The organism is Grimontia kaedaensis (genome assembly GCF_023746615.1).
In the GTDB taxonomy this organism is placed as follows: Bacteria; Pseudomonadota; Gammaproteobacteria; order Enterobacterales; family Vibrionaceae; genus Enterovibrio; species Enterovibrio kaedaensis.
In genome coordinates this window covers 1,246,306-1,270,323 of record NZ_CP082275.1, presented here as the reverse complement: position 1 = coordinate 1,270,323, position 24,018 = coordinate 1,246,306, and the positions used below count along the sequence as shown (strand labels likewise).

At 49.8% G+C, this 24,018-nt stretch carries 19 protein-coding genes; 10 read left to right on the top strand and 9 right to left on the bottom strand.

Annotated features, from left to right (window positions below; translation table 11 throughout):
- Window positions 1-68 precede the first annotated feature (68 nt).
- The 8 genes from iolD (at window position 69) to K6Q96_RS05990 (ending at window position 8,012) form a co-directional block, all read left to right on the top strand.
- Window positions 69-1,922 (top strand): 3D-(3,5/4)-trihydroxycyclohexane-1,2-dione acylhydrolase (decyclizing), encoded by a 1,854-nt coding sequence (gene iolD / locus K6Q96_RS06025; RefSeq protein WP_251878632.1) that lies wholly within the window; start codon window positions 69-71, stop codon window positions 1,920-1,922.
- Window positions 1,923-1,942: 20 nt separating this feature from the next.
- Complete coding sequence (locus tag K6Q96_RS06020) at window positions 1,943-3,118, top strand: Gfo/Idh/MocA family protein (protein ID WP_251878630.1); 1,176 nt, start codon at window positions 1,943-1,945, stop codon at window positions 3,116-3,118.
- The gene (iolC, locus tag K6Q96_RS06015; RefSeq protein WP_251878629.1) at window positions 3,111-4,142 is read left to right on the top strand and encodes a 5-dehydro-2-deoxygluconokinase; all 1,032 of its coding nucleotides are present in this window, start codon (window positions 3,111-3,113) and stop codon (window positions 4,140-4,142) included. The genes K6Q96_RS06020 and iolC overlap by 8 nt, the downstream gene beginning before the upstream one ends.
- A 32-nt stretch (window positions 4,143-4,174) precedes the next feature.
- Complete coding sequence (locus K6Q96_RS06010) at window positions 4,175-5,035, top strand: 5-deoxy-glucuronate isomerase (RefSeq protein ID WP_251878627.1); 861 nt, start codon at window positions 4,175-4,177, stop codon at window positions 5,033-5,035.
- Between the two features lie 39 nt (window positions 5,036-5,074).
- Entirely contained in the window at window positions 5,075-5,914 is an 840-nt protein-coding gene (locus K6Q96_RS06005) for a class II fructose-bisphosphate aldolase (RefSeq protein ID WP_251878625.1), read from the top strand.
- A gap of 2 nt (window positions 5,915-5,916) precedes the next feature.
- The gene (locus tag K6Q96_RS06000) at window positions 5,917-7,086 is read left to right on the top strand and encodes a Gfo/Idh/MocA family protein (RefSeq protein WP_251878623.1); all 1,170 of its coding nucleotides are present in this window, start codon (window positions 5,917-5,919) and stop codon (window positions 7,084-7,086) included.
- A gap of 149 nt (window positions 7,087-7,235) precedes the next feature.
- A complete protein-coding gene (locus K6Q96_RS05995; RefSeq protein WP_251878621.1) occupies window positions 7,236-7,610 on the top strand; it encodes a Rossmann-fold NAD(P)-binding domain-containing protein in 375 nt (124 codons plus the stop codon).
- A 60-nt stretch (window positions 7,611-7,670) separates the two neighbouring features.
- Window positions 7,671-8,012: a thioredoxin family protein gene (locus K6Q96_RS05990; protein ID WP_251878619.1), complete on the top strand. Its 342-nt coding sequence runs from the start codon at window positions 7,671-7,673 to the stop codon at window positions 8,010-8,012.
- Here K6Q96_RS05990 and K6Q96_RS05985 read toward each other — a convergent pair.
- The 5 genes from K6Q96_RS05985 to cobA form a co-directional block, all read right to left on the bottom strand.
- Window positions 8,009-9,808, bottom strand: a complete 1,800-nt coding sequence (locus K6Q96_RS05985) for a bifunctional protein-serine/threonine kinase/phosphatase (RefSeq protein ID WP_251878617.1) — start codon at window positions 9,806-9,808, stop codon at window positions 8,009-8,011. The two genes, K6Q96_RS05990 and K6Q96_RS05985, sit on opposite strands and share 4 nt — an antisense overlap.
- Window positions 9,809-9,810: 2 nt before the next feature.
- Entirely contained in the window at window positions 9,811-11,286 is a 1,476-nt protein-coding gene (locus tag K6Q96_RS05980; protein WP_251878615.1) for a NarK family nitrate/nitrite MFS transporter, read from the bottom strand.
- Between the two features lie 112 nt (window positions 11,287-11,398).
- A complete protein-coding gene (gene nirD / locus K6Q96_RS05975) occupies window positions 11,399-11,728 on the bottom strand; it encodes a nitrite reductase small subunit NirD (RefSeq protein WP_002540180.1) in 330 nt (109 codons plus the stop codon).
- A gap of 10 nt (window positions 11,729-11,738) precedes the next feature.
- Entirely contained in the window at window positions 11,739-14,279 is a 2,541-nt protein-coding gene (gene nirB, locus K6Q96_RS05970; RefSeq protein WP_251878613.1) for a nitrite reductase large subunit NirB, read from the bottom strand.
- A gap of 9 nt (window positions 14,280-14,288) precedes the next feature.
- Window positions 14,289-15,086, bottom strand: coding sequence for a uroporphyrinogen-III C-methyltransferase (cobA, locus tag K6Q96_RS05965; RefSeq protein WP_251878611.1), 798 nt, complete (start codon window positions 15,084-15,086; stop codon window positions 14,289-14,291).
- Between the two features lie 402 nt (window positions 15,087-15,488).
- On the opposite strand from cobA, the gene K6Q96_RS05960 reads away from it, so the two are divergent.
- The gene (locus K6Q96_RS05960) at window positions 15,489-18,200 is read left to right on the top strand and encodes a nitrate reductase (RefSeq protein ID WP_251878609.1); all 2,712 of its coding nucleotides are present in this window, start codon (window positions 15,489-15,491) and stop codon (window positions 18,198-18,200) included.
- 6 nt (window positions 18,201-18,206) lie between these two features.
- On the opposite strand, the gene K6Q96_RS05955 is transcribed toward K6Q96_RS05960, so the two are convergent.
- Both K6Q96_RS05955 and topA read right to left on the bottom strand, forming a co-directional pair.
- Window positions 18,207-18,641: a VOC family protein gene (locus K6Q96_RS05955; RefSeq protein WP_165012076.1), complete on the bottom strand. Its 435-nt coding sequence runs from the start codon at window positions 18,639-18,641 to the stop codon at window positions 18,207-18,209.
- Window positions 18,642-18,766: 125 nt separating this feature from the next.
- A complete protein-coding gene (gene topA / locus K6Q96_RS05950) occupies window positions 18,767-21,388 on the bottom strand; it encodes a type I DNA topoisomerase (protein WP_062662311.1) in 2,622 nt (873 codons plus the stop codon).
- A 519-nt stretch (window positions 21,389-21,907) separates the two neighbouring features.
- Between topA and K6Q96_RS05945 the strand changes: the two genes are divergently transcribed.
- Window positions 21,908-22,153: a YciN family protein gene (locus K6Q96_RS05945; protein WP_046306523.1), complete on the top strand. Its 246-nt coding sequence runs from the start codon at window positions 21,908-21,910 to the stop codon at window positions 22,151-22,153.
- A 50-nt stretch (window positions 22,154-22,203) separates the two neighbouring features.
- Here K6Q96_RS05945 and K6Q96_RS05940 read toward each other — a convergent pair whose 3' ends face one another.
- Window positions 22,204-22,620, bottom strand: coding sequence for a DUF805 domain-containing protein (locus K6Q96_RS05940; RefSeq protein ID WP_002540187.1), 417 nt, complete (start codon window positions 22,618-22,620; stop codon window positions 22,204-22,206).
- A gap of 8 nt (window positions 22,621-22,628) precedes the next feature.
- A complete protein-coding gene (sohB, locus tag K6Q96_RS05935) occupies window positions 22,629-23,687 on the bottom strand; it encodes a protease SohB (RefSeq protein ID WP_251878607.1) in 1,059 nt (352 codons plus the stop codon).
- Between the last annotated feature and the right edge of the window lie 331 nt (window positions 23,688-24,018).

The following is a 24,018-nucleotide window of genomic DNA, read 5'->3' as shown; positions in this document are numbered from 1 at the left end:
ATTTGAAAACATTTTCATTACATGACTACTATTTCATCAAACAAGGAAAATTATTGGAGATAGCAAGGATGGGAACCGTAAGGCTAACTACTGCTCAGGCGCTGGTGCGCTACCTCGCCGCACAGCAAATCGAGATTGATGGGAAGGTGGAGTCATTGTTTGGCTGCGCCTTTGCGATATTCGGCCATGGTAACGTGACCTGTCTGGGGCAACAGCTCTATGAGAACCAGTCTGTCTTCCCTACATGGCGGGGGCAAAACGAGCAATCCATGGCGCTGGCTGCAGTGGCCTATGCCCGTGCTCACAAACGCCAGCGCATCGGTATTGCCACCTCGTCTGTAGGCCCTGGCGCAGCAAACATGGTGACAGCGGCAGGCGTTGCGCACACTAACCGCCTGCCTTTGCTTTTGCTTTGCGGCGATACATTTCAGTCCCGCTTACCTGACCCGGTGCTTCAGCAAACGGAACACTTTGCTAACCCATCGCTGACCGTGAATGATGCCTTCAAATCTGTCACTCGCTTCTGGGATCGCATCAATGCGCCGTCGCAACTAACTGTCGCATTGCCACAAGCGATTGCGACCATGTTAGACCCTGCCGATTGTGGACCTGCAATGATTGCCCTTCCGCAAGATGTGCAAGGTCAGGCATGGGATTTCCCTGAAAGCTTCTTCGAACCCAAAGTTCACCGTATCCGCCGCCCACAACCAGAAGAAGTGGATTTGGACGCAGCCGTTGAAGCGCTGAAAACAGCCAAAAAGCCTCTGATCATTGCTGGCGGCGGAGTGTTCTATTCCGGTGCACGTGACGCCTTGATCAGCTTTGCCGAGAAACACCAAATCCCGGTGGTGGAAACCATCGCAGGCCGTACCTTGTTGCCAGACGATCATCCACTAAATTGCGGCCCGATTGGCGCAACGGGATCAGACAGTGCCAACCACATGTGTAATGACGCGGATTTAGTGCTCGCCATTGGTACCCGTTTACAAGATTTCACCACAGGTTCATGGACACTGTTCCGCGATCCTGGCATGAAACTTATCAGCATCAACGCTGGCCGTTTTGATGCTAACAAGCACATGGCGCAATCCATCATCGCTGACGCGAAAGACACCATTGAACCGCTTGATGCCAAGCTCGGTGATTGGACGACGGATGCTGCATGGGTTGAAAAAGGCAAGACTGAAAAAGCGGCGTGGACAGATATCGTAAACGGCCGCACGGCATTTGCCGAGACAACCTTGCCTTCATACGCACAGGTCGTTGGTAAGGTGAACGGCCTCATCAATGAGGGCGACCGTGTTATTACAGCCGCTGGTGGCTTACCTGCCGAAATCAACATGAATTGGCAGGCGACCTATCCGTATTCGCTGGATGTGGAATTCGGTTTCTCCTGCATGGGCTACGAAGTCGCTGCCGGTTGGGGAAACAAGATTGCCAGACCAGACCATGAATCTATTGTGATGGTCGGTGATGGTTCGTATCTGATGATGAATTCCGACATCTACAGCTCTGTGCTGACCGGACACAAGATGATTGTGGTCGTGTGCGATAACGGCGGTTTCGCAGTGATCCGCAAGCTGCAAACCAACACAGGTAACACCGCTTTCAACAACCAGTTAGAAGACTGTACCACAGAGCGTGATTACGACCTGCCGCGCGTAGATTTTGTCAGTCATGCAAAAGGCTTGGGCGCACATGCAGAGAAAGTCTCCAGCTTGGGCGACTTTGACGCCGCATTCGAACGTGCGAAAGCGGCAGATCGCACCTATGTATTGGTCGTCGACATCGACGATACCAAATGGTCGTCTTGTGATGCCTGGTGGGAAGTCGGTCTGTCAGAAGTCTCTGACGATCCAAATATCATCGAAGCCCGGGATAACTGGGAACAGGGACGCGTTAATCAGCGTCGTGGCGTGTAATAACAACAAGGAGAACACGCATGTTTAACGAAGAATTCCAGCTAGATGCACCGATCCGTTGGGGAATGGTTGGTGGCGGCCGCGGTAGCGAGATTGGTTACTCGCACCGCGCTGCTGCCCAGCGTGACCGTCTGTTTACTTTTGTTGCAGCAGCACTGGATTTGGATGCAGAACGTGGACGCGACTTCGGGACCAAGCTGGGTCTTGCTCCCGAGCGCTGCTATCCCGACTACAAAACTCTGTTTACAGAAGAAGCCAAGCGCGAAGATGGGATTCAGGCTGTGTCTATCGCCACGCCGAACTCTACCCACTATGAAATTGCCAAAGCGGCGCTGGAAGCGGGTTTGCACGTCATTTGTGAAAAGCCCGCTACCATTCACGTTGAAGATGCACTTGAACTGAAAGCCTTGGCAGAAAAGCAAAACAAGATGCTGGCGGTGATGTATGGCTACACCGGATTCCAGATGGTCCATCAGGCGCGCGAAATGGTGCGTCGCGGTGACATCGGTGCTGTGCGTGTTATTCAGATGTCTTTCGCCCACGGTTTCCACAACACCGAGATTGAGAAAAACAGCCCGGGCGCAAAATGGCGCATGAACCCGGAGGTATCCGGACCAAGTTTCATCATTGGTGATTGCGGTACGCATCCGTTTTACATGGCGGGCATGATCACGGGGCTGAAAGTGAAGTCCCTGATGTGTTCGCGCCAGAGCTTTATCGAATCCCGCGCGCCATTGGAAGACAACGCCCATGTGGTGTTCCAATTTGAAGGTGGAGCGGTCGGCACACTGTGGGCAAGCGCCATCAACAGCGGCTCAATGCATCAGCAGAAAGTCCGCATTGTCGGCGAGAAAGCCAGCCTCGAATGGTGGGATGAATATCCAAACCAGCTTCGATATGAAGTTCAGGGGGAACCCGTCCGTATTCTTGAGCGTGGGATGGGCTACCTGCACAACGACGATCCTGGCGTTTCAGCTAATCGTCAAGGCGGTGGTCATGCTGAAGGTTTCTTCGAGTCCTGGGCAAACCTTTATCACCGCTACGCACTCGCGATTGATGCCTACAACCGCAATGACAAAGCCTTCCTTGAAAGCCATTGGTACCCAGATATCGACGGCGGTATCGATGGTGTGAAGATGGTGAATGCCTGTGTGAAATCGGCCGATAACGGTGCTGTTTGGGTGGACTATGACTGATTTCATCCACCTTTCAGATTGGCAGGCCAACAGGGACCGTACGATAGACGTGGTTTGTCTGGGCCGCGCTGGGGTCGACTTCTACGGCAATACGGACGGTGCAGACTTCAACGCTGAATCCAGCTTCAAAAAATGCGTCGGCGGATCGCCTGCGAATGTAGCGATTGGTCTTGCGGAACTTGGCGCCAAAGCAGGCTTTATTTCCTGTCTGACGGATGATGCCCAGGGGCGTTATGTCCGTCACTACATGGAAAACAAAGGCGTGAACCTTGACGGCATCACGACGCTGACCGGCGAATACCGCACCAGCCTTGCTGTGGCAGAGCTGCGCCCAGAACCAGAGGTGGTGATTTACCGCAATAACGCGGCTGACCTTGCGCTCTGTGTTGAACACATAGACAGCAGCTACCTCAGCAACGCCCGGTGTCTGTTTGTTTCAGGTACCGCCCTCTCTTCAAGTCCTTCTCGTGAGGCAACGTTCTGCGCGATGCAAATGGCACAACTGTCAGGCACCTTAGTCGTACTGGACTTGGATTACCGTCCTTACTCGTGGGCCTTTCCTGAGGATCCACCGCACTTCTACCGTCTTGCCGCTTCTTTCTGCGACGTGGTAATTGGTAATCGCGAAGAGTTCGAGGTGATGGGCATTCCGCATGACGTTGAAGACAGCCATGTCAGTGCGGCATCAGAGCTGTTAAGTGGCAGTACAGAGCTGGTCATAGTAAAAGGCGGCGCTGAAGGGTGTGATGTCTTTGGGTTAGATAGCGATAACAATCTCGCCAGCCTATCCCAACCTATATTCAAAGTGGAAGCGCGCAAACCTTACGGTGCTGGTGATGCTTTTGCTGCCGGCCTGCTTTTTGGTCTGCTAAATCAATATTGTCTACAAGACGCTGTGGCGATGGGGGCAGCCAATGCTGCCATTAATGTCACGGGCGATACCTGCGCAGATGCGATGTCTTCTCTCGCACCACTTCAGGCGTTCATGCGCAGCCGGGACTATCACTTCGCTGATGATAAGTGACAGTGCCACTAATTGGGTAAAAGGAGTTAACCATGGGAAAACACATAGCGCCATTTGATAACCGTAACGAGCCAGTTATCGGTATCGATGACGACACCACACCCCTCTGCTATTTCAACCCGGTCAAATTGGCTTCGGGCGAGCAGTACAGCTACCAACTTAACGAATACGAATCAGCCGTGGTCTTGGCCGGAGGCACCTGCGATATCACCGTGGATGGTGAAACATTCAGCAGCATAGGCAAACGTGCGTCAGTTTGGGACGGTGATCCCGCCGCTGTCTATGTGCCTGTAGGTAGTCAAGCTACCATTACCTGTGTTTCAGAGAATGCCGATGTATTGATAGCCGGAGGACGTTATGAGCCGGAAGAAAACAGCGAGAAACTCACCCCATTCGCTATCCAGCCCGAAGACACAGACAAAGTGCAATACGGCAGCGATGACACTAAAACACACAGAAAAATCAAACATATCCTCGGACAGAAAAACGCAGGCCAACGCGGGCGATTGCTCGTCAGCGAGCTGTTTACTGTCGGCGCAGGAGGTTGGTCAGGATTTCCTCCCCACAAACATGATGAAGAACGGCCGCCGCAAGAAACGCGTTACGAAGAGGTGTACCAGTTCAGATTCAATCCGGGTCACGGGTTTGGGGCACAATTCCTATATGAGCACGAAAACGACTATGGACCTGTCTACCACGTCAGAACCGGAAGCGTCATCGCTATAGACAAAGGCTATCACCCTTCCGTCGCCGCTCCGGGTTATGAGATGTATTACTTCACCATCATTGTGGGTGAAAAGAGTAAGTCTCTCGTGCAGTACTTCGACCCTCATCATGAGTATCAGGTACACACGATTCCCGGCATCAAGGACATGGTCGCCAAGTTCAAGTAACGCTTAGGGTCTGTTTACCCTGCAATAACGGAGACAAGGATGCTAGTTACCCTGAACGACCTTATGCCGGAAGCCGCGTCGTCCCAAGGCGCGGTGCCTTGTTGTAACGTGTTTGGTATTGAAGAAGCGCAGGCGATTATCGCCGCCGCTGAGGAACTGAACCTACCCGTGATCCTCGCCGTGAATAAAGACATGGTGGATCTCGCCGGTGTGGAATCCATGGCGGGCATGCTGCTCCCCATGGCACATGTCAGCTCTGTACCTGTGGTGGTTCACCTCGATCATTGCTATGACGAAGCCATCGTGTACCGCGCCATTCACGCCGGATTCAGTTCGGTGATGTTTGATGGTTCACAATTACCTCTCGAAGAAAATATCCGCCGGACAAGAGCGGTGGCTGATGCGGCCCATGCTGTTGGTGTTTCCGTTGAAGGTGAACTTGGCTCTGTGCCTTATCAGGAAGGTCGCGACCACATCAAATCCGAATTTACCGACCCGGAAGAAGCACGTATTTACGCCGAGCAAAGCGGTATTGATGTGCTTGCGGTTTCAGTCGGTAATGTCCATCGCATGACAGAAGCGGGAAGCCCAATTAATTTCCCCCTGCTTGATAAGATCGAAGCGGCCACCAGATTACCTCTGGTGATTCACGGCACCACAGGTATCACTGAAGCTGATCTTCGCGAACTCAAAACCCGCCGAATCGGTAAATTCAACGTGGGAACGACACTTAGAATGGCCTTTGGTAACGCAATTCGTGAAGCCATGGCTGAAGAACCGAATAAATTTGATAAACAATATTTCGCGGGCAAAGCCGTGCCTGCACTGAAGCAAGAAGCCATGCGAGTGCTCACGCTCCTGGCAGTAGACAAGGAGTGACGATGAGCAAGGCGTATAAAAAGCTCGGACGGCGTTTAAGACTTGGCGTGATAGGCGGCGGGCCAGCTTCCTTTATTGGTTCCATTCACCGATCATCTGCCACCATGCATGAAGAGTTTGATGTTGTCGCGGGTGTGTTTTCCTCAAACCCGGAGCGCTCAATTGCTGCTGGCAGATCCATGGGTATCGCACGCCCTTATGGCGACCCGGATGCCTTGTTCGCCGGAGAAGCTGCCGCGGATGAACCCATAGATGCACTCGCTATCATGACACCCAACAACAGTCACTATGAACTGTCATGCCGCGCATTAGACGCAGGCTTCAACGTGTTCTGCGAAAAACCTCTGACCATGACCGAAGATGAATCTGCTGACCTGGTGAAGCGTGTTAAAGCGTCGGGTAAACGTTACTGCGTCGCCTACGGCTACAGCGGTTATGCCATGGTGCGTCAAGCGCGTGAAATGGTAGCACAGGGTGTGATCGGTGACATCACAATGGTGCAAAGTAATTACGTTCAGGGGCACTTGGCAGAGCTGACAGAATCTGAGCTTGCTGGCTCTAACTGGCATATGAAGCCAGAGCTTGCTGGCCCTTCCTTGATTCTTGGCGATATCGCGACGCATAGCTATCACTTGACCAGCTACGTTGCTGGCATGGAAGCCAGTTCATTGAGCGCCGATGTGACGGCATTGGTCGATGGACGCACGGCAGATGATTACTGCGGCATATTGCTTCGCTACCCCAATAACGCACGCGGCATCTTCTGGGTCACACAAGCCGCAGCCGGCGGTGTTCATGGTTTGAGCTTTACCATTTATGGCACCAAAGGCGGCTTGGAATGGCATCAGGAGCAACCTAATGAGCTAACAGTCCGCCCTATCGATAAGCCTGCTTATGTGCTGACAAAAGGTGGTAAAGGTCTTTCAGGTGCGGGAGAGCGTGTTTCCCATGTCGCTATCGGTCATCCGGAGGGCTATCGCGAGGCATTTGCCAACCTCTACTACGACTTTGCCTCCAACATCGTTGATGATCTGACTGGCGAAACCCCAGAACCATTGAGCCTCTGGAACCCAACCGTTCAAGACGGCGCATACGGTATGGCATTTGTTTATGCAGCAGTTCGATCACGCGACAACGACGGTGAGTGGGAACCCCTTCGAGACCTCACTTAGTTCCATATCAAACACAAACTGTTTATACCCAAACAACCTTGCGAGCAGGTAGCCAGTCCGTCGGTCTGCTCGCTTTTTTTATCGTATTTAGAACAGTTAATTTCCCGGTTCAGCGGTACATTAGCGAAGTATGTTAAAAGGAGAATACGATGATGGATAACAAGAAAGTGGCGCTGTTTGGCTGGCATCCAGATGTGGTGAACTACGATAAGTGGCCGGGTATGACAGCGGAAAAGCTGCGCGCAGCGTTGGAAGGCGATCGCGATAGACTTCTCACCCTCGGATATGCTGTCGACCTACACTACATCCGCGACGGTGAAACTGCGTTTGATGCGGCGACTGAAGCACTCACTGGCAAACCTTATGACTGCGTGCTGATTGGCGCAGGTGTGCGCCGCGATGAAGACCATTTTCTGGTGTTTGAAAAGCTGGTAAATGCAGTACACAAAGCAGCGCCACAAGCGACGATTTGCTTCAATACCAACCCAAGCGACACGGCAGATGCGATTAAGCGCTGGACGTAATATCCTAGTGATAACGGGTCGATTGGTTCGACCCTTATTCATCATGTCATGGAGGACAGTATGTCTATACGCGCCACAGAAACAGGCTTCAATCCCGAATACAGCGAAGACGCCCCCTCTTTTGAAGATGTCACCGACCAGAAGGGTGTGTCTATTTTAGAGTTTGGTGCACCATGGTGTGGGCACTGCCAGGCAGCTGAACCCGCATTAAAGGCCGTGTTGGAATCAGCCCCCTTCCCTCACACCAAAGTTTATGACGGCAAGGGCAAGCCTTTAGGTCGAGCCTTTAAAGTGAAGCTCTGGCCAACACTGATCCTGCTCCAAGATGGATTGGAAATAGACAGAATTGTTCGCCCAATTCATGAAGATGAAGTCGAAGATTTGATTTCACAGGCGAGCTAACCAATAAGAAAAATAAACTGCACCAGAACAATCAAGAACAGGATAAGGCTTAGCCCTTTCCAGAAACGCAACGGGTCGCTTTCTAAAAGCGGCCTGTTTTCATTAGAAGATTTAAACGTAGGATTTGGCTTCATCAAATCCTGTTCAAATTCAGAGAGCGCCTGATAGCGAGCTTTCGGGATCGGATGACAGGCTTTTTTGAGTGCTTCATCAAACCAATCCGGCACAGCAGGACAATAGACCGTTGCTGGCACATAGTTTTGACGGTTTGCCGCTCTGGGGTTGGAGGTATTCACAGCTTTGTAAGGCAAATGTCCGGTCAAAAGCTCATAAACTGTCATACCTAATGAAAATAAGTCAGAAGAGAAATTGGCTTTGTTGCCTTTGAGGTATTCCGGTGCCGCGTAGTTTAAGTCACCGACTGGATACCCTTCTTCCTCACTACCCATTAGCTCTTCCAAGCCTGCTGATTGCGCAGTGCCGTAGTCAATCAAAGTCACATTCATATCTTTGTCGACCATGAGATTGTCCGGTTTGATGTCGCGATGAACCACCGAAAGACGTTGAAGCACCCGAACCGCTCGAATAGCTCCTTTTGCCAGCGTACGAACCTGAGTGAGCGTCGGCGTTGGATTATCGATCATCCATTGTCTGAGTGTGACACCTTCGATGTAATCGCAGACATGATAGAGGTATGGCGAATAACTCGATGGCGGATGAATCTTCATCACACCGTGTGATTTCACCTGTTCACCAATCCACCCTTCCCGTATAAAGCCCGCAAGATAAACCGCATCATCCGCAAAGTTGAGCGATGGCATTTTCAATACATACTGACGACCATCCAGATCACTGCGCGTAAGATAGATATGGCTCCGGCTTCCGCTGTAAAGCACCCTCGCTACTGTGTAGTGGTCAATCTTCTGTCCTTCTTTCAAAACAGGCGGAATTTTTCTTTCTGATAAATCGCGAAGCGCTTCGCCATAGGTTGCAGCGGGAAGCGAATCGACAGCCAACAACAGGCATGTGATGTTGTCATCGCTGCCCAACTTATAAGCATCATCAACAAACGATGCCGCTAAGTGTTCGAGATCAGACGTGGTATCGGAAGCGTAAAGACGCTGGGCGATTTCCCGCTCTGTCATGGTGTCATGAATGCCATCTGTCGCCAGAAACAACAGATCACCACGCTCTAGTGCAACGGGCTGATAATCCACATTCAAGTGGCTATCAATACCCAGCGCGCGGGTTAAGTGGTGTTGAGTTTTACTTTGGTAGTGTCGATGATCCTGCGTAATCTGGGTCAGTCTGTGCTGACGCCAAAGGTAGACGCGGCAATCGCCGACATGAAAAACATGGGCGGTATTCGATTTCACAATCACCGAGCAAAAAGCCGCCACCATGGCACTGGCTTGCGTGCCCGCTTGTTGTCCATGATGGTAAAGCCAGTAATTGAGAGATTTCATCACCTTTCCAGCGGCATCTTTCACTGGCCAGGTAATTGGCGTATCAAGGTAGTTGTTGACGAATTCAGTCACGCCCATTTCACTGGCTTTCTGACTAACTTCACTGGTGCTGACACCATCCGCTATCGCCGCTACTACACCTTTGTGTTTCAGCTCACTTGCCTTTTTGGGCAAGTAAACAGCAAAAGCGTCCTGATTAGGTGGCTTGCGCCCTGCAACAGAGCTGCCACCAGCACGAACGATCAAACGGGAAGCCGCTTCCTGCGTCTCCCCGTTTTCAGTGCCGGCAGCGCCATACGACGCTGCCTGTTCATGAAACTCTGGTTTCATATTTATGCTTTCGCCACATCAATCATGGTGATTGAACCATCATCATTCACTTCAGCGATCTGGCCTGACGGCTCTTCCATAAAGAGTAGCGTCACAAAGCCAAGAACCGCGGTGCCTGCAATGATGTAGAAGAAAGTGCTGTAATCAACCAGCGACAATATCGTCAGATAAGTCACTGCACCCACGTTACCATAAGCACCTGTCATGCCTGCGATTTGGCCCGTCATACGACGCTTGATCAGTGGCACGGCCGCAAATACTGCACCTTCACCGGATTGTACAAAGAACGAACAGCCCATTGCCGCTACAACCGCCAGCCAAACTGGCCACGCGCTGTCGACTTGACCCATCACGAAGTAACCCAATGCCAGACCCGCAGTGAGGATAAGCAGTGTTGGTTTACGGCCGAATTTATCAGACAACCAGCCGCCACCAGGACGTGACATCAGGTTCATAAATGCATAAGCGGATGCCACCATACCCGCCACTACAGGGGTCAGTTCAAAGGTTTCAGAGAAGAACAATGGCAACATTGAAACCACAGCCAACTCAGAACCAAAGGTCGCAAAGTACAGCACATTAAGCACAGCAACCTGCTTAAATTGGTAGCGGTGAATTTCCGGCACCTCTTCTTTAAAGACGTGCTTGTTCACTTTCCACACTTGGGAAGCATCAAACAGGTAGATGCCCGCAAGTACCGCATAGATGCCGTATACGGCTGTATCTGAGAACATGCCGATACCGCTTGGCGAAAGTTTCCAAGCCAACAGTGCCAGTGCGCCATACATTGGGGTTTTCATGAATAGCAGCAGGTAGAAATCACCCTTTGAGGTGACTTCCATTGCACCGCCATTCTTTGGTTTGTAGTAGGTTGCACCTTTTGGCGTGTCCGTCACGTTACGATAAAACACGAAGGAGAAAGCCAGGCTCATCAAACCGGTGATACCCATAGCGTAACGCCAGCCATCTTCACCACCGAACATCACAGCCACGGTTGGCAGGGTGAATGCAGCGGCTGCTGAGCCGAAGTTACCCCAACCACCATAGATACCTTCTGCAGTGCCCAGTTCATTGTGTGGGAACCACTCAGATACCAGACGGATGCCGATAACAAAACCTGCACCGATGAGACCCAGGGCGAAACGGGCAATGGCAGCCTGAACGAAGCTATCTGAGAGGGCGAAAACAAAACAAGGGATAGAACAGATAGCGAGTAGTAAGGAGTAGATTAGCCGCGGGCCATATTTATCCGTGAGCATACCGATTAAAACACGCGCTGGAATGGTAAAAGCAACGTTGAGAATAAGCAGAGTTTTAATTTCTGCGGTCGTTAATCCGAGCGATTCTTTTACTGATTGCAGCAATGGCGCAAAGTTAAACCACACCACAAAGGTAATAAAGAACGCGAACCAACTTAAATGGAGAATTTTCATTTTTCCGGTAAAGGAAAATATATTGAACTTGTCACTAGATGACATTATTGACTTCCTCTTCAAACAAACAATCCCTGTGCCGTGATGTTTGAATCACAGCAAACTTAATTTGAAAATTTTTAACTTCCCCTGATTGGGTAATCAGGGGAATAAATATTTAAACCAGACTCAGTTGCACAGCACCTTCATGACAACGGACTGGGTAGGTCGTGATCGATACGTTTTCGTCTTCCAGACAAATACCGCTATCCAAGCAAAAATGCTGTTTATAGAGCGGTGAGGCGATCACTGTTTTGTCACCTATCGAGCCGATCATTCCGCGAGAAAGCACATTCGCTTTGCCGATTGGATCATAATTATCAACGGCATATAGCGAGTCTGTTCGGCCACAAAGAAATACCGCCACCTGCTTGTCTTCCAACAACGCGCACACGCCGGTGTTTTTGACCAAGTCAGACTTTTCACAAATGGTTTGCCACTGGCTCATTGCTTTCTCCTTAACTTTCCAGCGTGACGATATCGATACTTTGCGATGCAAGTTCAGCAGGAATACGCTGACCACGAACAGTTTGATATTTCAAACTCTCATCCTGCGCTTCGCTATTAACGAAATGTTTGAAGCGCTTGAGTTTCTCCGGTGATTCAATCGTGGTTTTCCACTCGCATTGATAGTTACCCAGGCTTGCCGCCATTTCTGCTTCCAGCTCTTCACCAATGTTGAGCTTGTCTTCGATCACCACTTGACGCAGGTAGTCCAATCCTCCTTCGAGGTTTTCTAGCCAAACTGACGTGCGTTGCAAGCGGTCTGCGGTTCGGATGTAGAACATCAACACGCGGTCGATGTATTTAATCAGGGTTTCACTATCCAGGTCTGATGCGAACAGGTCAGCGTGGCGCGGACGCATACCACCATTGCCGCACACATAGAGGTTCCAGCCGTTTTCTGTCGCGATAATACCGATGTCTTTTGATTGCGCTTCTGCACACTCGCGGGTACATCCCGATACAGCGAACTTCAGCTTGTGCGGCGATCTCAGGCCTTTGTAGCGGTTCTCGATATCAATCGCGAAACCCACGCTGTCATCCACGCCGTAACGACACCAGGTCGAGCCAACACAAGACTTCACCGTACGCACGGATTTCCCGTAGGCATGGCCGGTTTCGAAACCAGCGTCGACCAGAATTCGCCAGATCTCAGGCAGTTCATGAAGTTGCGCACCGAAAAGGTCGATACGCTGACCACCGGTCACTTTGGTGTAGAGATCAAACTGCTTAGCCACCTGACCCAGTACAATCAGTTTATCCGGCGTGATCTCACCACCAGCCACGCGAGGCACGACGGAATACGTCCCGTCTTTTTGCATGTTGCCGAGGTAGATGTCATTGGTGTCTTGCAAGCCCATGTGTTCTTCTTTCAATACATAGTCATTCCAGAAAGACGCCAGAATCGAACCGACAGCAGGTTTACAGACGTCACAGCCCAGTCCTTCACCATGGCTGTCTAATAGCTCGTCGAACGTTTTGATTTTCTTGATACGGACAATGTCAGCAAGTTCCTGACGGGTGTAATGGAAGTGCTCACAAAGGTTGTTGTTTACCTCATGGCCAAGCGCTGCCAGCTCTGCGTCCATCACCTGCTTGGCAAGTGCTGAACAACCGCCACACCCGCTTGATGCTTTGGTTTCCGCTTTAAGATCTGCCATGTTGGTGCAACCCGCGACAACGGCTGCTTTGATGTCTGCTTTCGTGACGTCATAACAAGAACAGATTTGTGCTTCATCAGGGAGGTTTGTAACACCAGCAGCGCCAGAGTCAGAAGAAGCCGCACCGTCAGACAGAAGCAACACTGAGGGGTACTCTGGCAATGGCATGTCGTTCAACATGGTTTGCAGCAGAGTTGGGTAACTTTCGGTATCCCCGACCAACACAGCACCCAGCAGTTTGGTGCCATCTTCAGAGACAATAATGCGTTTGTAGATTTGCTCCACGCTGTCTGCATACGTGTAAGATTGCGCGCCAGGCGTGTTGCCTTGCGCATCACCAATACTTGCCACATCAACACCCAGCAACTTGAGCTTGGTGCTCATATCAGCGCCTTTGAAAGCCGCTTCTTCACCGCAAATATTGGCGACAGCCACCTTGGCCATTTGGTAGCCCGGTGCCACCAGACCAAAGATCTTGCCCTGCCACAGCGCACATTCACCAATGGCGTAAACATCCTCTTCATTGGTCTGACACTGATCGTTAATCACAATCCCGCCACGCTCACCAATCTCAAGGCCAAACTCCCTCGCAAGCTCATCCTGCGGACGGATACCTGCAGAGAAAACAATCATGTCAGTTTCAAGCTCAGAGCCATCTGCGAACATCAGTTTATAGCGCGAATTGCTACCCGCCGTAATGCATTTGGTGGCTTTTTCGGTGTGGACTTTAACGCCCAGAGATTCGATTTTTTCTTTGAGTAATTCTCCACCGCCCTCATCCAGCTGAACGGCCATTAATCTCGGAGCAAACTCCACGACATGGGTGTCAACGCCCATACATTTCAGGGCGTTTGCGGCTTCAAGCCCAAGCAAGCCACCACCGATAACGACGCCTGATTCGCTTTGTTTACCAGAAGCTTCAATCGCCTCTAAATCTTCTATGGTGCGGTAAACATGACAATGTGGCTGATCGTTACCTTCAATAGGTGGAACAAAAGGGTAAGAACCGGTAGCGACCACTAACTTGTCGTAAAAAACTTCTCTGCCTTTGTCTGTCACAACGCAGTGGTTTTCAGCGCGAATAGCGGTGACCTTTTCGTTCAGGAAGTAATGAACACCTTTTTCGTCGTAGGCTTCTTCACTGGTTAACATCAAATCATCTGCAGATTTCCCACTGAAATAGCCACTGAGCTGAACCCTGTCATAAGCCAGTCTTGGCTCTTCCGAGAAGGTCGTAATTTCAAAGGTGCCTTCAGCATTTTTGTCACACAACTCCTCGATAAATCTGTGCCCAACCATGCCATTACCAACGACAACGATGCGTTTCTTTTCCATTATTATTCCCTATGCAGAAAGCTTCTCTAGCTGTGTTTCAGCCTGAGAGATAAACCAGTTGAGCTCATCAGCAAGTGTGACGACCTCACCCACCACAACAAGCGCAGGGGACTTGACGCCCTCTCCTTGAATGGTGGCTTCAATTGAATGCAAATCGGCGGTAAAAACCCGCTGCTGCGGGGTGCAGCCATTCTCAATAATGGCGACCGGCGTGCTGGTAGACAGACCATGCTGACTAAGTGACTGAGCAATTTGCCCCACCTTCGACAAGCCCATGTAAAACACCAGCGTGTGATTCAGCGAGGCCAAGGCCTTCCAGTTGATGGAGAGCTCTTTTTCAGCATGAGCCGTGACGAAAGTTGCCCCTTGAGAAAGGCCCCGATGTGTCAGAGGAATACCTGCATAGCTGGTGCATCCTGACGCTGCGGTGATACCCGGCACAACTTCTACAGATATACCCTCACGGTGCAGCTCTAACATCTCCTCACCACCGCGACCAAACACAAAAGAATCACCGCCTTTTAAACGACAAATTCTCTTGCCGCGGCTGGCGAGTTCAATCAGTAGCTTGTTGGTTTCACTCTGAGGAACGCTGTGCTTTCCTTTTGCTTTACCCACATACACCATCTCGACACCCTCTGGGATCAGCCCGATGATTTCTTTGCTGACGAGTCTGTCGTAAACCACGACGTCGCTGTTTTCGATACAGCGAAGTGCCTTAATGGTCAGCAAGTCTGGATCACCTGGTCCTGCCCCTACCAATAAGACGTGCCCTCGTTTGAAAGATGTAATTTTAACGGTGGACATCCTTGCCCCTCATGTCACGTGTTATTCGTTTCACTAGAGCAATTAGAGTGCCATTAGGAAAACCTAGATTTAAAATCGTGATATAAAGTCATGTTTTTAAAAGTTATATTTTCACTTAGAAGCTTAAGATAGCCGGAACAAAAAGTAGATTTAAAATAGATCTTTCGCTTCGAAGTAGTGCATTGAGCTTTCATTAATGCACTGTTATTGCGCAAATTATCAATGTGAATTATTTAGCACTATTTCAGTGAAAGGAAATATTTAAAACTTTTCTAATACTTATTGATTGGTTTTCATTAAATAAGAACTCAAATAAAAAGAATCATATTAAACAATGAGTAGTTGGCGTGAGAGTTGCTTTATTCCCTCGAATAGAGATAAGAGAATCTCAAGAGGAATAAAATGACTAAAAATAATGATTCCAGTTGGATAAAGTCGACGTGTGCATATTGCGGAGTAGGTTGTGGCATTGAGGCCAAAGTACAAGCGAATGGAAAACTGGAAGTTCGCGGTGATGAAGAACATCCGGCAAATTTAGGAAAGCTTTGTTCAAAGGGCTTAAAGCTGGGGGAAACCATCACTACCCAAGGGCGCATGCTCTCCCCTTCAGTTCATGGCGAAGATTGCTCATGGGATGACGCGCTCTCCCATGTCGCCTCCACCTTCAGCGATACCATCGCCAAGTATGGGCAAGACTCGGTCGCTTTTTATGTATCGGGACAACTATTGACCGAAGATTACTATGTCGTCAACAAGCTGATGAAAGGCTTTATCGGCAGCGCCAATATCGATACCAATTCCCGGCTGTGTATGGCCTCTTCTGTCGTCGGACACAAACGCGCATTCGGCGAAGATGTAGTGCCCGGCAACTATGAAGATCTGGAGCTTGCTAACCTTGTGATTCTCACGGGCTCAAACCTCGCATGGTGTCACCCGGTTTTGTATCAACGCCTTAAAGCTGCAAAAGCACGTCATGGCACTAAGATCGTGGTCATCGACCCACGGGAAACAGCAAGTTGCGAAATTGCTGACCTTCACCTTCCATTATTCCCGGGCTCTGACATTGCGTTGTTCAACGGCTTACTCGCCTATATGGCCAAACTGAATCAGATTAATCAGCGATATGTCGATCAGCATACCGAAGGTTTTAATGGCGCATTAGAGCTCGCCAAGCGTTTCTCAAACATCACCTCTGTGTCTTTGGCTACTGGCCTCAAGACAGCCGATATTGAAACCTTCTACCAGTGGTTCCGCTCAACACCGAAAACCGTGACTGTGTATTCACAGGGTGTGAATCAATCCACCAGCGGCACAGACAAAGTAAACAGCATTCTTAACTGCCATATAGCAACAGGTCGGGTTGGTCAGCCGGGTTCCACGCCGTTTTCAATCACTGGACAACCCAACGCCATGGGAGGCCGTGAAGTTGGCGGCCTGGCCAACACGCTGGCCGCACATATGGAATTTGGTCATCCAGCACAATCAGAACTGCTCAGCGAATTTTGGGATACCTCTAACCTTGCGTCAAAGCCTGGCCTCAAAGCCATGGACATGTTCGAAGCAATTGAGACAGGAAAGATTAAAGCTCTCTGGGTGATGGCAACCAACCCGGCAGTCAGTCTCCCGGAAAGTAACCGGATTAATGCGATCCTCGCCAGTTGTCCCTATGTTGTCGTCTCTGATTGCGTTGAAAGTAATGACACTCTGAAGTACGCCCATGTTCGCCTCCCTGCACAAGGTTGGAGCGAAAAATCAGGCACTGTCACCAACTCCGAACGCCGGATTTCTCGTCAGCGTCGCTTGTTGCCTACTCCAGGTATGGGCAAACCCGACTGGTGGATAGTCAGCGAAGTCGCAAAGAAAATGGGGTTTGAACAGCAGTTCAGCTACCGCTCGGAAATGGATATTTTCAACGAGTATGTAGAACAAACCCGATTGGGGAATGAAGTCGGTACACCAACCGCACGTGCCCTGACGCTGGAAAGCCTTTCAGGTATGACACCAGAAAATTACCAATCTTTTGCGCCTAGGCAATGGCCTGCAAAAGACGGTGTTTGCCCGGAACGTCTATTCGGCGATGGGAACTATGCGACGCCGAATGGCAAAGGCAGGTTTGTTGCTGTTGATTACAAACCACCCGCACTCTCTTTAAGCGAGCGCTATGGGCTTATATTGAACTCTGGGCGAATTCGAGACCAATGGCATACCATGACCCGCTCTGGGCTCTCTCCGTCGCTTTCAGAGAACGACAGCGTACCTCAGCTTGAAATTCACCCCTTTGACGCAGCCGATCGTGGAATTAAGGATGGTCATTTGGCGAAAGTCATCAGTAGCATTGGTGAACAAATCTTCATTGCTAAAGTGACCAGTACCGTTTCCGTCGGGCAATGCTATGCCCCTATTCACTGGACACATACCAACTGTTCAGATGGCAAGGTGTGCACTGTCATTCCTTCCAACACGGATCCGTTCTCCGGCCAGCCTGAGTTCAAAGCGACGCCTGTAGAGGTTAAATCGGTAAAAACCTATCTCGATGCGCAGATTGTTTCTAGATCCCCGTTGGATAAAACAAAACTCAATGCTATCCCCGCTGCTTTTTGGGTATCACAGCAATGTGATAGCGGTATCTTGTATTCACTCAAGCTAACCGTCAAAACATTGGAGTTGGAAGATTTGTTGGCTGCATTGATAGATGATGAACAGCCTACTCTGGTCACTGCATCCAGTGGCGAGACGCAACGGGTGGTTTCTCTTCAGTCAGGAGAATTTGAACTTGCTGCTGCGATATATCCATCGTCGCTAGCCGGATCTCAACCGGATATTTCCCAGTTAGTGTCAGCCGAAGCTGAACCGGAAATCATGCATGGTTTTCTTGCCGGCACGCTGAAAGCAAAATCACGAACCATCTGCACCTGTAAAAAGGTCACCAAAGCAGACATTGAGAATGCCATCGATAACAGTGGCGTTTGTTCTGTGAAATCGCTGGGTGAGTCAACGGGAGCAGGAACCGGCTGCGGCTCCTGCGTGGCGGAACTGGAACAGTTTATTGGGAACGCAAAGCCGATTTCAATCACGCCGTATGAGCGTCAGGTTGAAAGCGCATGCGGCAAGTAGTCGGGTTTACTTGGCAAACAGCTTGCCTTCGATGTCTTTGAAGGCTTTGAATTCGAGCGCGTTACCGGTTGGGTCAAGGAAAAACATGGTGGCCTGCTCACCGGGCTGGCCAACAAAACGGATGTAGGGCTCAATCACAAATTCGACGCCTCTGGATTTCAATCTATCCGCCAGTTGTTGCCAGTCTTCCATTTCCAGCACAACACCAATGTGCGGAACAGGCACTGACTTGGCATCAACAGCATTGTGATGAAGCTTGAGTGTGTTGTTTTCACCAATATTTGGATCATGATGAATCACCAGTTGGTGACCATAGAGATTGAAATCGACCCACTCATCGCTGCTGCGCCCCTCTCCACAATTGAGGACATCCGCATAGAAACGTCGGGATTCTTCCAAGTGTCGCACTGGAATGGCGACATGAAATGGGGTTAATGCCATGACTTTCTCCTTGTCGAACTACCTCTAACCAGCCTACGCCAAAAATAACATTGTCATTGCCTTAAGGCTCGGAACAGGCACAAAAAAAGCACCCGAAGGTGCTTTTTCGTTTTAGCGTGAAGAGATTACTTCTTCTTGCGTTTGTCAGTGATTTCCCACTTACCGTCGATAAACAGACCCGTCCAGCCAGAAGGCTTGCCGTCATCTTCGGTACGCACGTAGTTCTCTTTGCTCTTACGGCTAAAGCGGACCACTGCTTTGCGACCATCTGGATCTTCTGATGGTGCATCTGCCAGATATTTGAACTTCTCAGGCAGGCGTTCTTTGAAACGTGCCAGTTCTTCAACCAAAGGTGCACGGGTTTCGCGCGATTTCGGGAAGTTACTTGCCGCCAGGAATAGACCTGATGCACCGTCACGAAGCACAAAGTACGCGTCTGAATTCTCACAAGGCAGTTCAGGGAAGTGAACTGGATCTTCTTTCGGTGGCGCGACTTCGCCGTTCTTCAGGATCTTACGGGTGTTCTTACAGGTTTCGCTGGTGCAATCCATGTACTTACCGAAACGGCCGTTTTTCAGCACCATGTCGGAACCACACTTGTCACACTCGACCACCGGGCCGTCGTAACCTTTTAGCTTGAACTCACCTTTCTCAACCACATAGCCATCACAACTTGGGTTGTTACCACAAACGTGCAACTTGCGGTCTTGGTCGATGAGGTAAGCATCCATCGCCGTTTCACACTTCGGACAACGTTTCTTCGCACGCAGCGCTGCGGTTTCAACGTCTTCTTCAAGAACGTTAACGATGCCTTCTTCATCCATCAGGTTGATGGTGGTTTTACAACGCTCTTTCGGCGGCAGTGCATAACCAGAACAACCGAGGAATACACCGGTCGATGCAGTACGGATACCCATCTTACGGCCACAGGTTGGACAGTCGATGTCGGTCATAACGATGCTGTTAGGCTTCATGCCACCTTCACCTTCTTCCAGCTCTGCTTTTTCAAGATCGCCAGTGAAGTCTTTGAAGAAGTTGTTCAGAACATTTTTCCAATCTTCTGAACCCATCGCGATTTGGTCGAGATGCTCTTCCATACGTGCTGTGAAGTCGTAGTCCATCAGATCAGCGAAGCTGTCATCCAGACGGTCTGTCACGATCTCACCCATCTTCTCTGCGTAGAAACGACGCTGCTCTACACGCACATAACCACGATCCTGAATCGTAGAAATGATCGCTGCATAAGTCGATGGACGGCCAATGCCACGCTTTTCAAGTTCCTTAACCAGTGCAGCTTCAGTGTAGCGTGCAGGTGGCTTGGTGAAGTGTTGCTTCGGATCCACTTTTTCCAAAGACAGAATCTCGCCCACATCAACATGTGGCAACGTGGTGTCTTCGTTTTTACCCATCGGCCGTTGAACACGTGTCCAACCATCAAAGCGTAAGGTGCGGCCTTTTGCTTTCAGGGTAAATTCACCTGCTTCCACAGTAATGGTGCTGGAGTCGTACTTCGCTGGCACCATCTGACAAGACACAAACTGACGCCAAATAAGGTCGTAAAGACGATGTGCGTCTGGATCCATGCCCTGAAGATCATCAGCTTTCACATCCACACTTGAAGGACGGATCGCTTCGTGCGCTTCCTGTGCATTACCTTTTGAGCCGTACACATTCGCTGAAGATGGCAGATAGTTGTCACCATACTCAGAGCCAATGAAACTGCGCGCAGCTTCAACCGCTTCTTTACTGAGATTGGTCGAGTCAGTACGCATGTAGGTGATGTAACCTGCCTCGTACAGACGCTGAGCCAGCATCATGGTCTTCTTAACACCGAAGCCCATGCGGGTGCTCGCCGCTTGTTGCAGCGTCGAGGTAATAAATGGTGCAGACGGCTTGCTTGAGGTTGGACGGTCTTCACGGTCAACCACTTTGTAAGTCGCTTTCTGCAACGCCGCCGTTGCTGCCATTGCCTGCTCTTCGTTCAGCGGTTTAAACGCTTCACGATTTTGCTGGGCAACAACCAGACGTAACGCATTTTGGCTCGCCGTGGTGGTGTCAGTGTGAATGTCCCAGTATTCCATTGGAATAAAGGCTTTGATTTCGTGCTCACGCTCAACCAGCAGCTTCACTGCAACTGACTGAACACGGCCTGCAGACAAACCACGCGCGACTTTTTTCCAAAGCAGCGGAGACACCATAAAGCCTACAACACGGTCGAGGAAACGACGCGCCTGCTGAGCATTTACGCCATCCATGTTCAGCTCGCCCGGTGCTTCGAACGCCTGCTGGATTGCGTTTTTGGTAATTTCGTTAAACACAACGCGCTTGAAGCGGCTTTCGTCACCGCCAATGATTTCCCGCAAGTGCCAGGCAATCGCCTCTCCCTCGCGGTCCAAATCCGTTGCGAGATAAACGTGGTCAGCTTTCTCTGCCAACGTTTTCAGTTCCTGCACGACTTTTTCTTTGCCCGGCAAGATTTGATAATTTGCTTTCCAGTTGCGGTATGGGTCGACACCCATTTTGTTGATCAGCGCGTTTTTGTCTTTCTCTTTTTTGATGCGCTCTTTCTCTTCCGCACTCAACCCTTTGGTTGAAACTGGCGTTGCTTTCTTGCCGCCTTGCGCGGCACCGGTAGGCAGATCTCGGACATGACCTACGCTCGATTTAACGATGAAGTCTTTGCCCAGATATTTATTGATCGTTTTTGCCTTTGCCGGGGACTCCACGATAACGAGAGATTTACCCATAGTGACCCAATACGCCCTCGCGTTTCTCATTCATAAAATTCATTCAGATCGCAGGCAATCGATGAGCTTTCCAACTCCAGTGCCATGCTGACGCTTTTTTTAATATTGAGCGACTCGATCCGAATATCAACCAGTTTCTATCTAATTTCCCCTGATTGGTCGCTGCTTCCCCAGTTGTTGTTCATTTGTTAACAACAAGTCTGCACTATCAGGGAAATGTTGCCGTCTCACTTTTATTAGTCGAGGATATCTTAGACCGCTAGCCCTTTAGCGCTGCACTTTTACCCTCTATTCGTCATTGCTAAGAAAGCATGACTTAAAGTGCAGGCCAAAGCAGGCAGGCGCGCTAATCATTACCATTGACCGAAGCATCTTTACCATTTCGCTTCGAATTTTTCTGGCTTGGCTCACAATAAGTAGCGGAAGCCGCAAAATAATGAGGCTTTGTTCAAACCTACTGTTTTTTCCTTTCCCAGCGCTATAATGCCCCTTCATTTCACTACCCGAATCGAGAAGAAAATGGCTGAGAAAACACCTATCAGCGCCGACGATTTATTGAAAATCGCAAACGAAATGATCCGTGAGCATGATGCTTACATAGAAGGCATGAACACTGACTCTGTCGAAGAAAAAGCCGGTGTCATGGTCTTCAAAGGGGAGTATTTTTTAGACGACAACGGACTGCCAACCCCTAAAACCACTGCCGTTTTTAATATGTTTAAGTACCTGGCACACCAGTTGTCAAAACAATATACGATTCAGTAAAACGTTGCGTTCGGTGATAAAAATGCCACCTTTCGGTGGCATTTTTATCTTTAACCTTCAAACACTGCTGTGTCTTTTTTCTCGTCCTGATGGACATCATCACCGCCACCAGAGCCCGGCTTCTGACCGCGTCCTTTCGGATCTGGGCCAAACTGATTTGGACCCGGCGTTCCATCAAGAATGCCTAACTCCACCAGCGCGAAGATAGGACCTACCAACGGCAGAAAAGTCACAATAATCCACCAAGGACTCTTGTTTCTGTCTTTCAGCCGTTTGATGTTCAGCGCGATAGAAGCATAAATGGCAAACAGTGAAATCGCCAATGCCAGTGCATCAAGCACCACATTCCCGCCCTGATAGAAGAAAGTTGGCAGCACCATAATCAATACCGGGACGCTGTACAGCCAGTAATCTCGGCGTCGCATCCGGCCTTCAAACGAGAGCAGTGCCCACTTTTGATTGTTCATTTTTACTCCTAAACGATTGGTCGCTGACCGCGGCTAATCCACTTCAGCAGCACGCGGTCTAGCGCTTCTGCCGATGCACCGGCCAGTTTCTCTGCCAGTTTCTTACGTTGAACATAACGTACGCCCAGCACATCTTTTTCTTTCACTGCCGACACCAGATAATCGTCACTGGTACCAATGCTGTCAATTAATCCCAGTGGCAGTGCCTGATTGCCAAACCAATGCTCACCAGTAGCCACTTTTTCAAGATCCAACGATGGACGGTGGTCGGCAATAAAGTCTTTGAACAGTGTGTGAGTTTCTTCCAACTCGCTAACAAATTTCTCACGCGCCTTGTCGGTATTTTCGCCAAACATGGTCAACGTGCGTTTGAATTCACCTGCGGTTAGCTGCTCAAATTCAATGTCATGCTTTTTAAGCAGTTTGTTGAAGTTTGGCAACTGTGCAATCACACCAATGGAACCTACTACGGCAAAAGGCGCTGCAACGATCTTGTCTGCCACACATGCCATCATGTAACCGCCACTTGCAGCCACTTTATCCACCGCAGCTGTTAAAGGAATACCTGCCTGCTTGATGCGATCAAGTTGGGAAGAAGCAAGGCCATACGCGTGAACCATACCGCCACCACTTTCAAGGCGCACCAGCACTTCATCACCCTCTTTGGCAACAGCCAGAATTGCTGTCACTTCTTCACGCAAAGCAGCGACTTCACGTGCATCGATACTGCCTTTAAAATCCAAAACGAAAACATGTGGTTTACGGCTTTGTTCCAGCGTTGCCGTATCTGTCATTTTCTTCGCTTCAATCTTGGCTTCTTTAGCCTTCGCTTTCTCCGCTTTTTTATCTGCTTTGTCGCGCGCTTTTAATGCCGCTTCATCGTAGAGATGCGATTCCATCGAATGCACTAAATCTTTATGTTTTTCAGTCAGATTAGTGATTTCCAACTCACCTTTTTGAGACTGTTTTCCGCCAGCGCTTTTAGCAATAATAAGCACGACGATCACGGCGACTGCAAAGGTCAGCACTTTCGCCAGGAAAAGGCCGTAATCAAGCAAGAATTCCAAACTTAGTTCCTCGTTTATTGTTGTTTCTGTGTACTTTTATTGAGCACAGATTTTTATCTATTGCGCCATTCTACTAGACATAGATACCCAAACAACCCGAAGTTGCAGGTTTCAGCGATTATACCAGCCCGTATCGTTGACAGCTCAAAGCATGTTCAAAACCATTAAGAACCCCTGATTATTCTTCGCCCTTCGGGAAGCCATCGGCAAGCTCACTACTTCAGCAAATTTCAAGACAATAGAACCACTATTCATCTTAAAATTTGTTTCGTATTGAACATGCCGATGACCTCTGAAATCCAGCACCTTCAGGTAGTTTGGGTATAGAACA

What these genes read in the sequence shown, in the direction of transcription:
- iolC (WP_251878629.1), top strand. Translation starts at nt 3,111, where the DNA reads ATGACTGATTTCATCCACCTTTCAGATTGGCAGGCCAACAGGGACCGT.
- K6Q96_RS05945 (WP_046306523.1), top strand. Translation starts at nt 21,908, where the DNA reads ATGGCTGAGAAAACACCTATCAGCGCCGACGATTTATTGAAAATCGCA.
- K6Q96_RS05995 (WP_251878621.1), top strand. Translation starts at nt 7,236, where the DNA reads ATGATGGATAACAAGAAAGTGGCGCTGTTTGGCTGGCATCCAGATGTG.
- K6Q96_RS06020 (WP_251878630.1), top strand. Translation starts at nt 1,943, where the DNA reads ATGTTTAACGAAGAATTCCAGCTAGATGCACCGATCCGTTGGGGAATG.
- cobA (WP_251878611.1), bottom strand. Translation starts at nt 15,086, where the DNA reads ATGTCCACCGTTAAAATTACATCTTTCAAACGAGGGCACGTCTTATTG.
- nirD (WP_002540180.1), bottom strand. Translation starts at nt 11,728, where the DNA reads ATGAGCCAGTGGCAAACCATTTGTGAAAAGTCTGACTTGGTCAAAAAC.
- K6Q96_RS05955 (WP_165012076.1), bottom strand. Translation starts at nt 18,641, where the DNA reads ATGGCATTAACCCCATTTCATGTCGCCATTCCAGTGCGACACTTGGAA.
- K6Q96_RS05940 (WP_002540187.1), bottom strand. Translation starts at nt 22,620, where the DNA reads ATGAACAATCAAAAGTGGGCACTGCTCTCGTTTGAAGGCCGGATGCGA.
- topA (WP_062662311.1), bottom strand. Translation starts at nt 21,388, where the DNA reads ATGGGTAAATCTCTCGTTATCGTGGAGTCCCCGGCAAAGGCAAAAACG.
- K6Q96_RS05990 (WP_251878619.1), top strand. Translation starts at nt 7,671, where the DNA reads ATGTCTATACGCGCCACAGAAACAGGCTTCAATCCCGAATACAGCGAA.
- K6Q96_RS06000 (WP_251878623.1), top strand. Translation starts at nt 5,917, where the DNA reads ATGAGCAAGGCGTATAAAAAGCTCGGACGGCGTTTAAGACTTGGCGTG.
- K6Q96_RS06010 (WP_251878627.1), top strand. Translation starts at nt 4,175, where the DNA reads ATGGGAAAACACATAGCGCCATTTGATAACCGTAACGAGCCAGTTATC.
- K6Q96_RS05960 (WP_251878609.1), top strand. Translation starts at nt 15,489, where the DNA reads ATGACTAAAAATAATGATTCCAGTTGGATAAAGTCGACGTGTGCATAT.
- nirB (WP_251878613.1), bottom strand. Translation starts at nt 14,279, where the DNA reads ATGGAAAAGAAACGCATCGTTGTCGTTGGTAATGGCATGGTTGGGCAC.
- K6Q96_RS05980 (WP_251878615.1), bottom strand. Translation starts at nt 11,286, where the DNA reads ATGTCATCTAGTGACAAGTTCAATATATTTTCCTTTACCGGAAAAATG.
- K6Q96_RS05985 (WP_251878617.1), bottom strand. Translation starts at nt 9,808, where the DNA reads ATGAAACCAGAGTTTCATGAACAGGCAGCGTCGTATGGCGCTGCCGGC.
- K6Q96_RS06005 (WP_251878625.1), top strand. Translation starts at nt 5,075, where the DNA reads ATGCTAGTTACCCTGAACGACCTTATGCCGGAAGCCGCGTCGTCCCAA.
- iolD (WP_251878632.1), top strand. Translation starts at nt 69, where the DNA reads ATGGGAACCGTAAGGCTAACTACTGCTCAGGCGCTGGTGCGCTACCTC.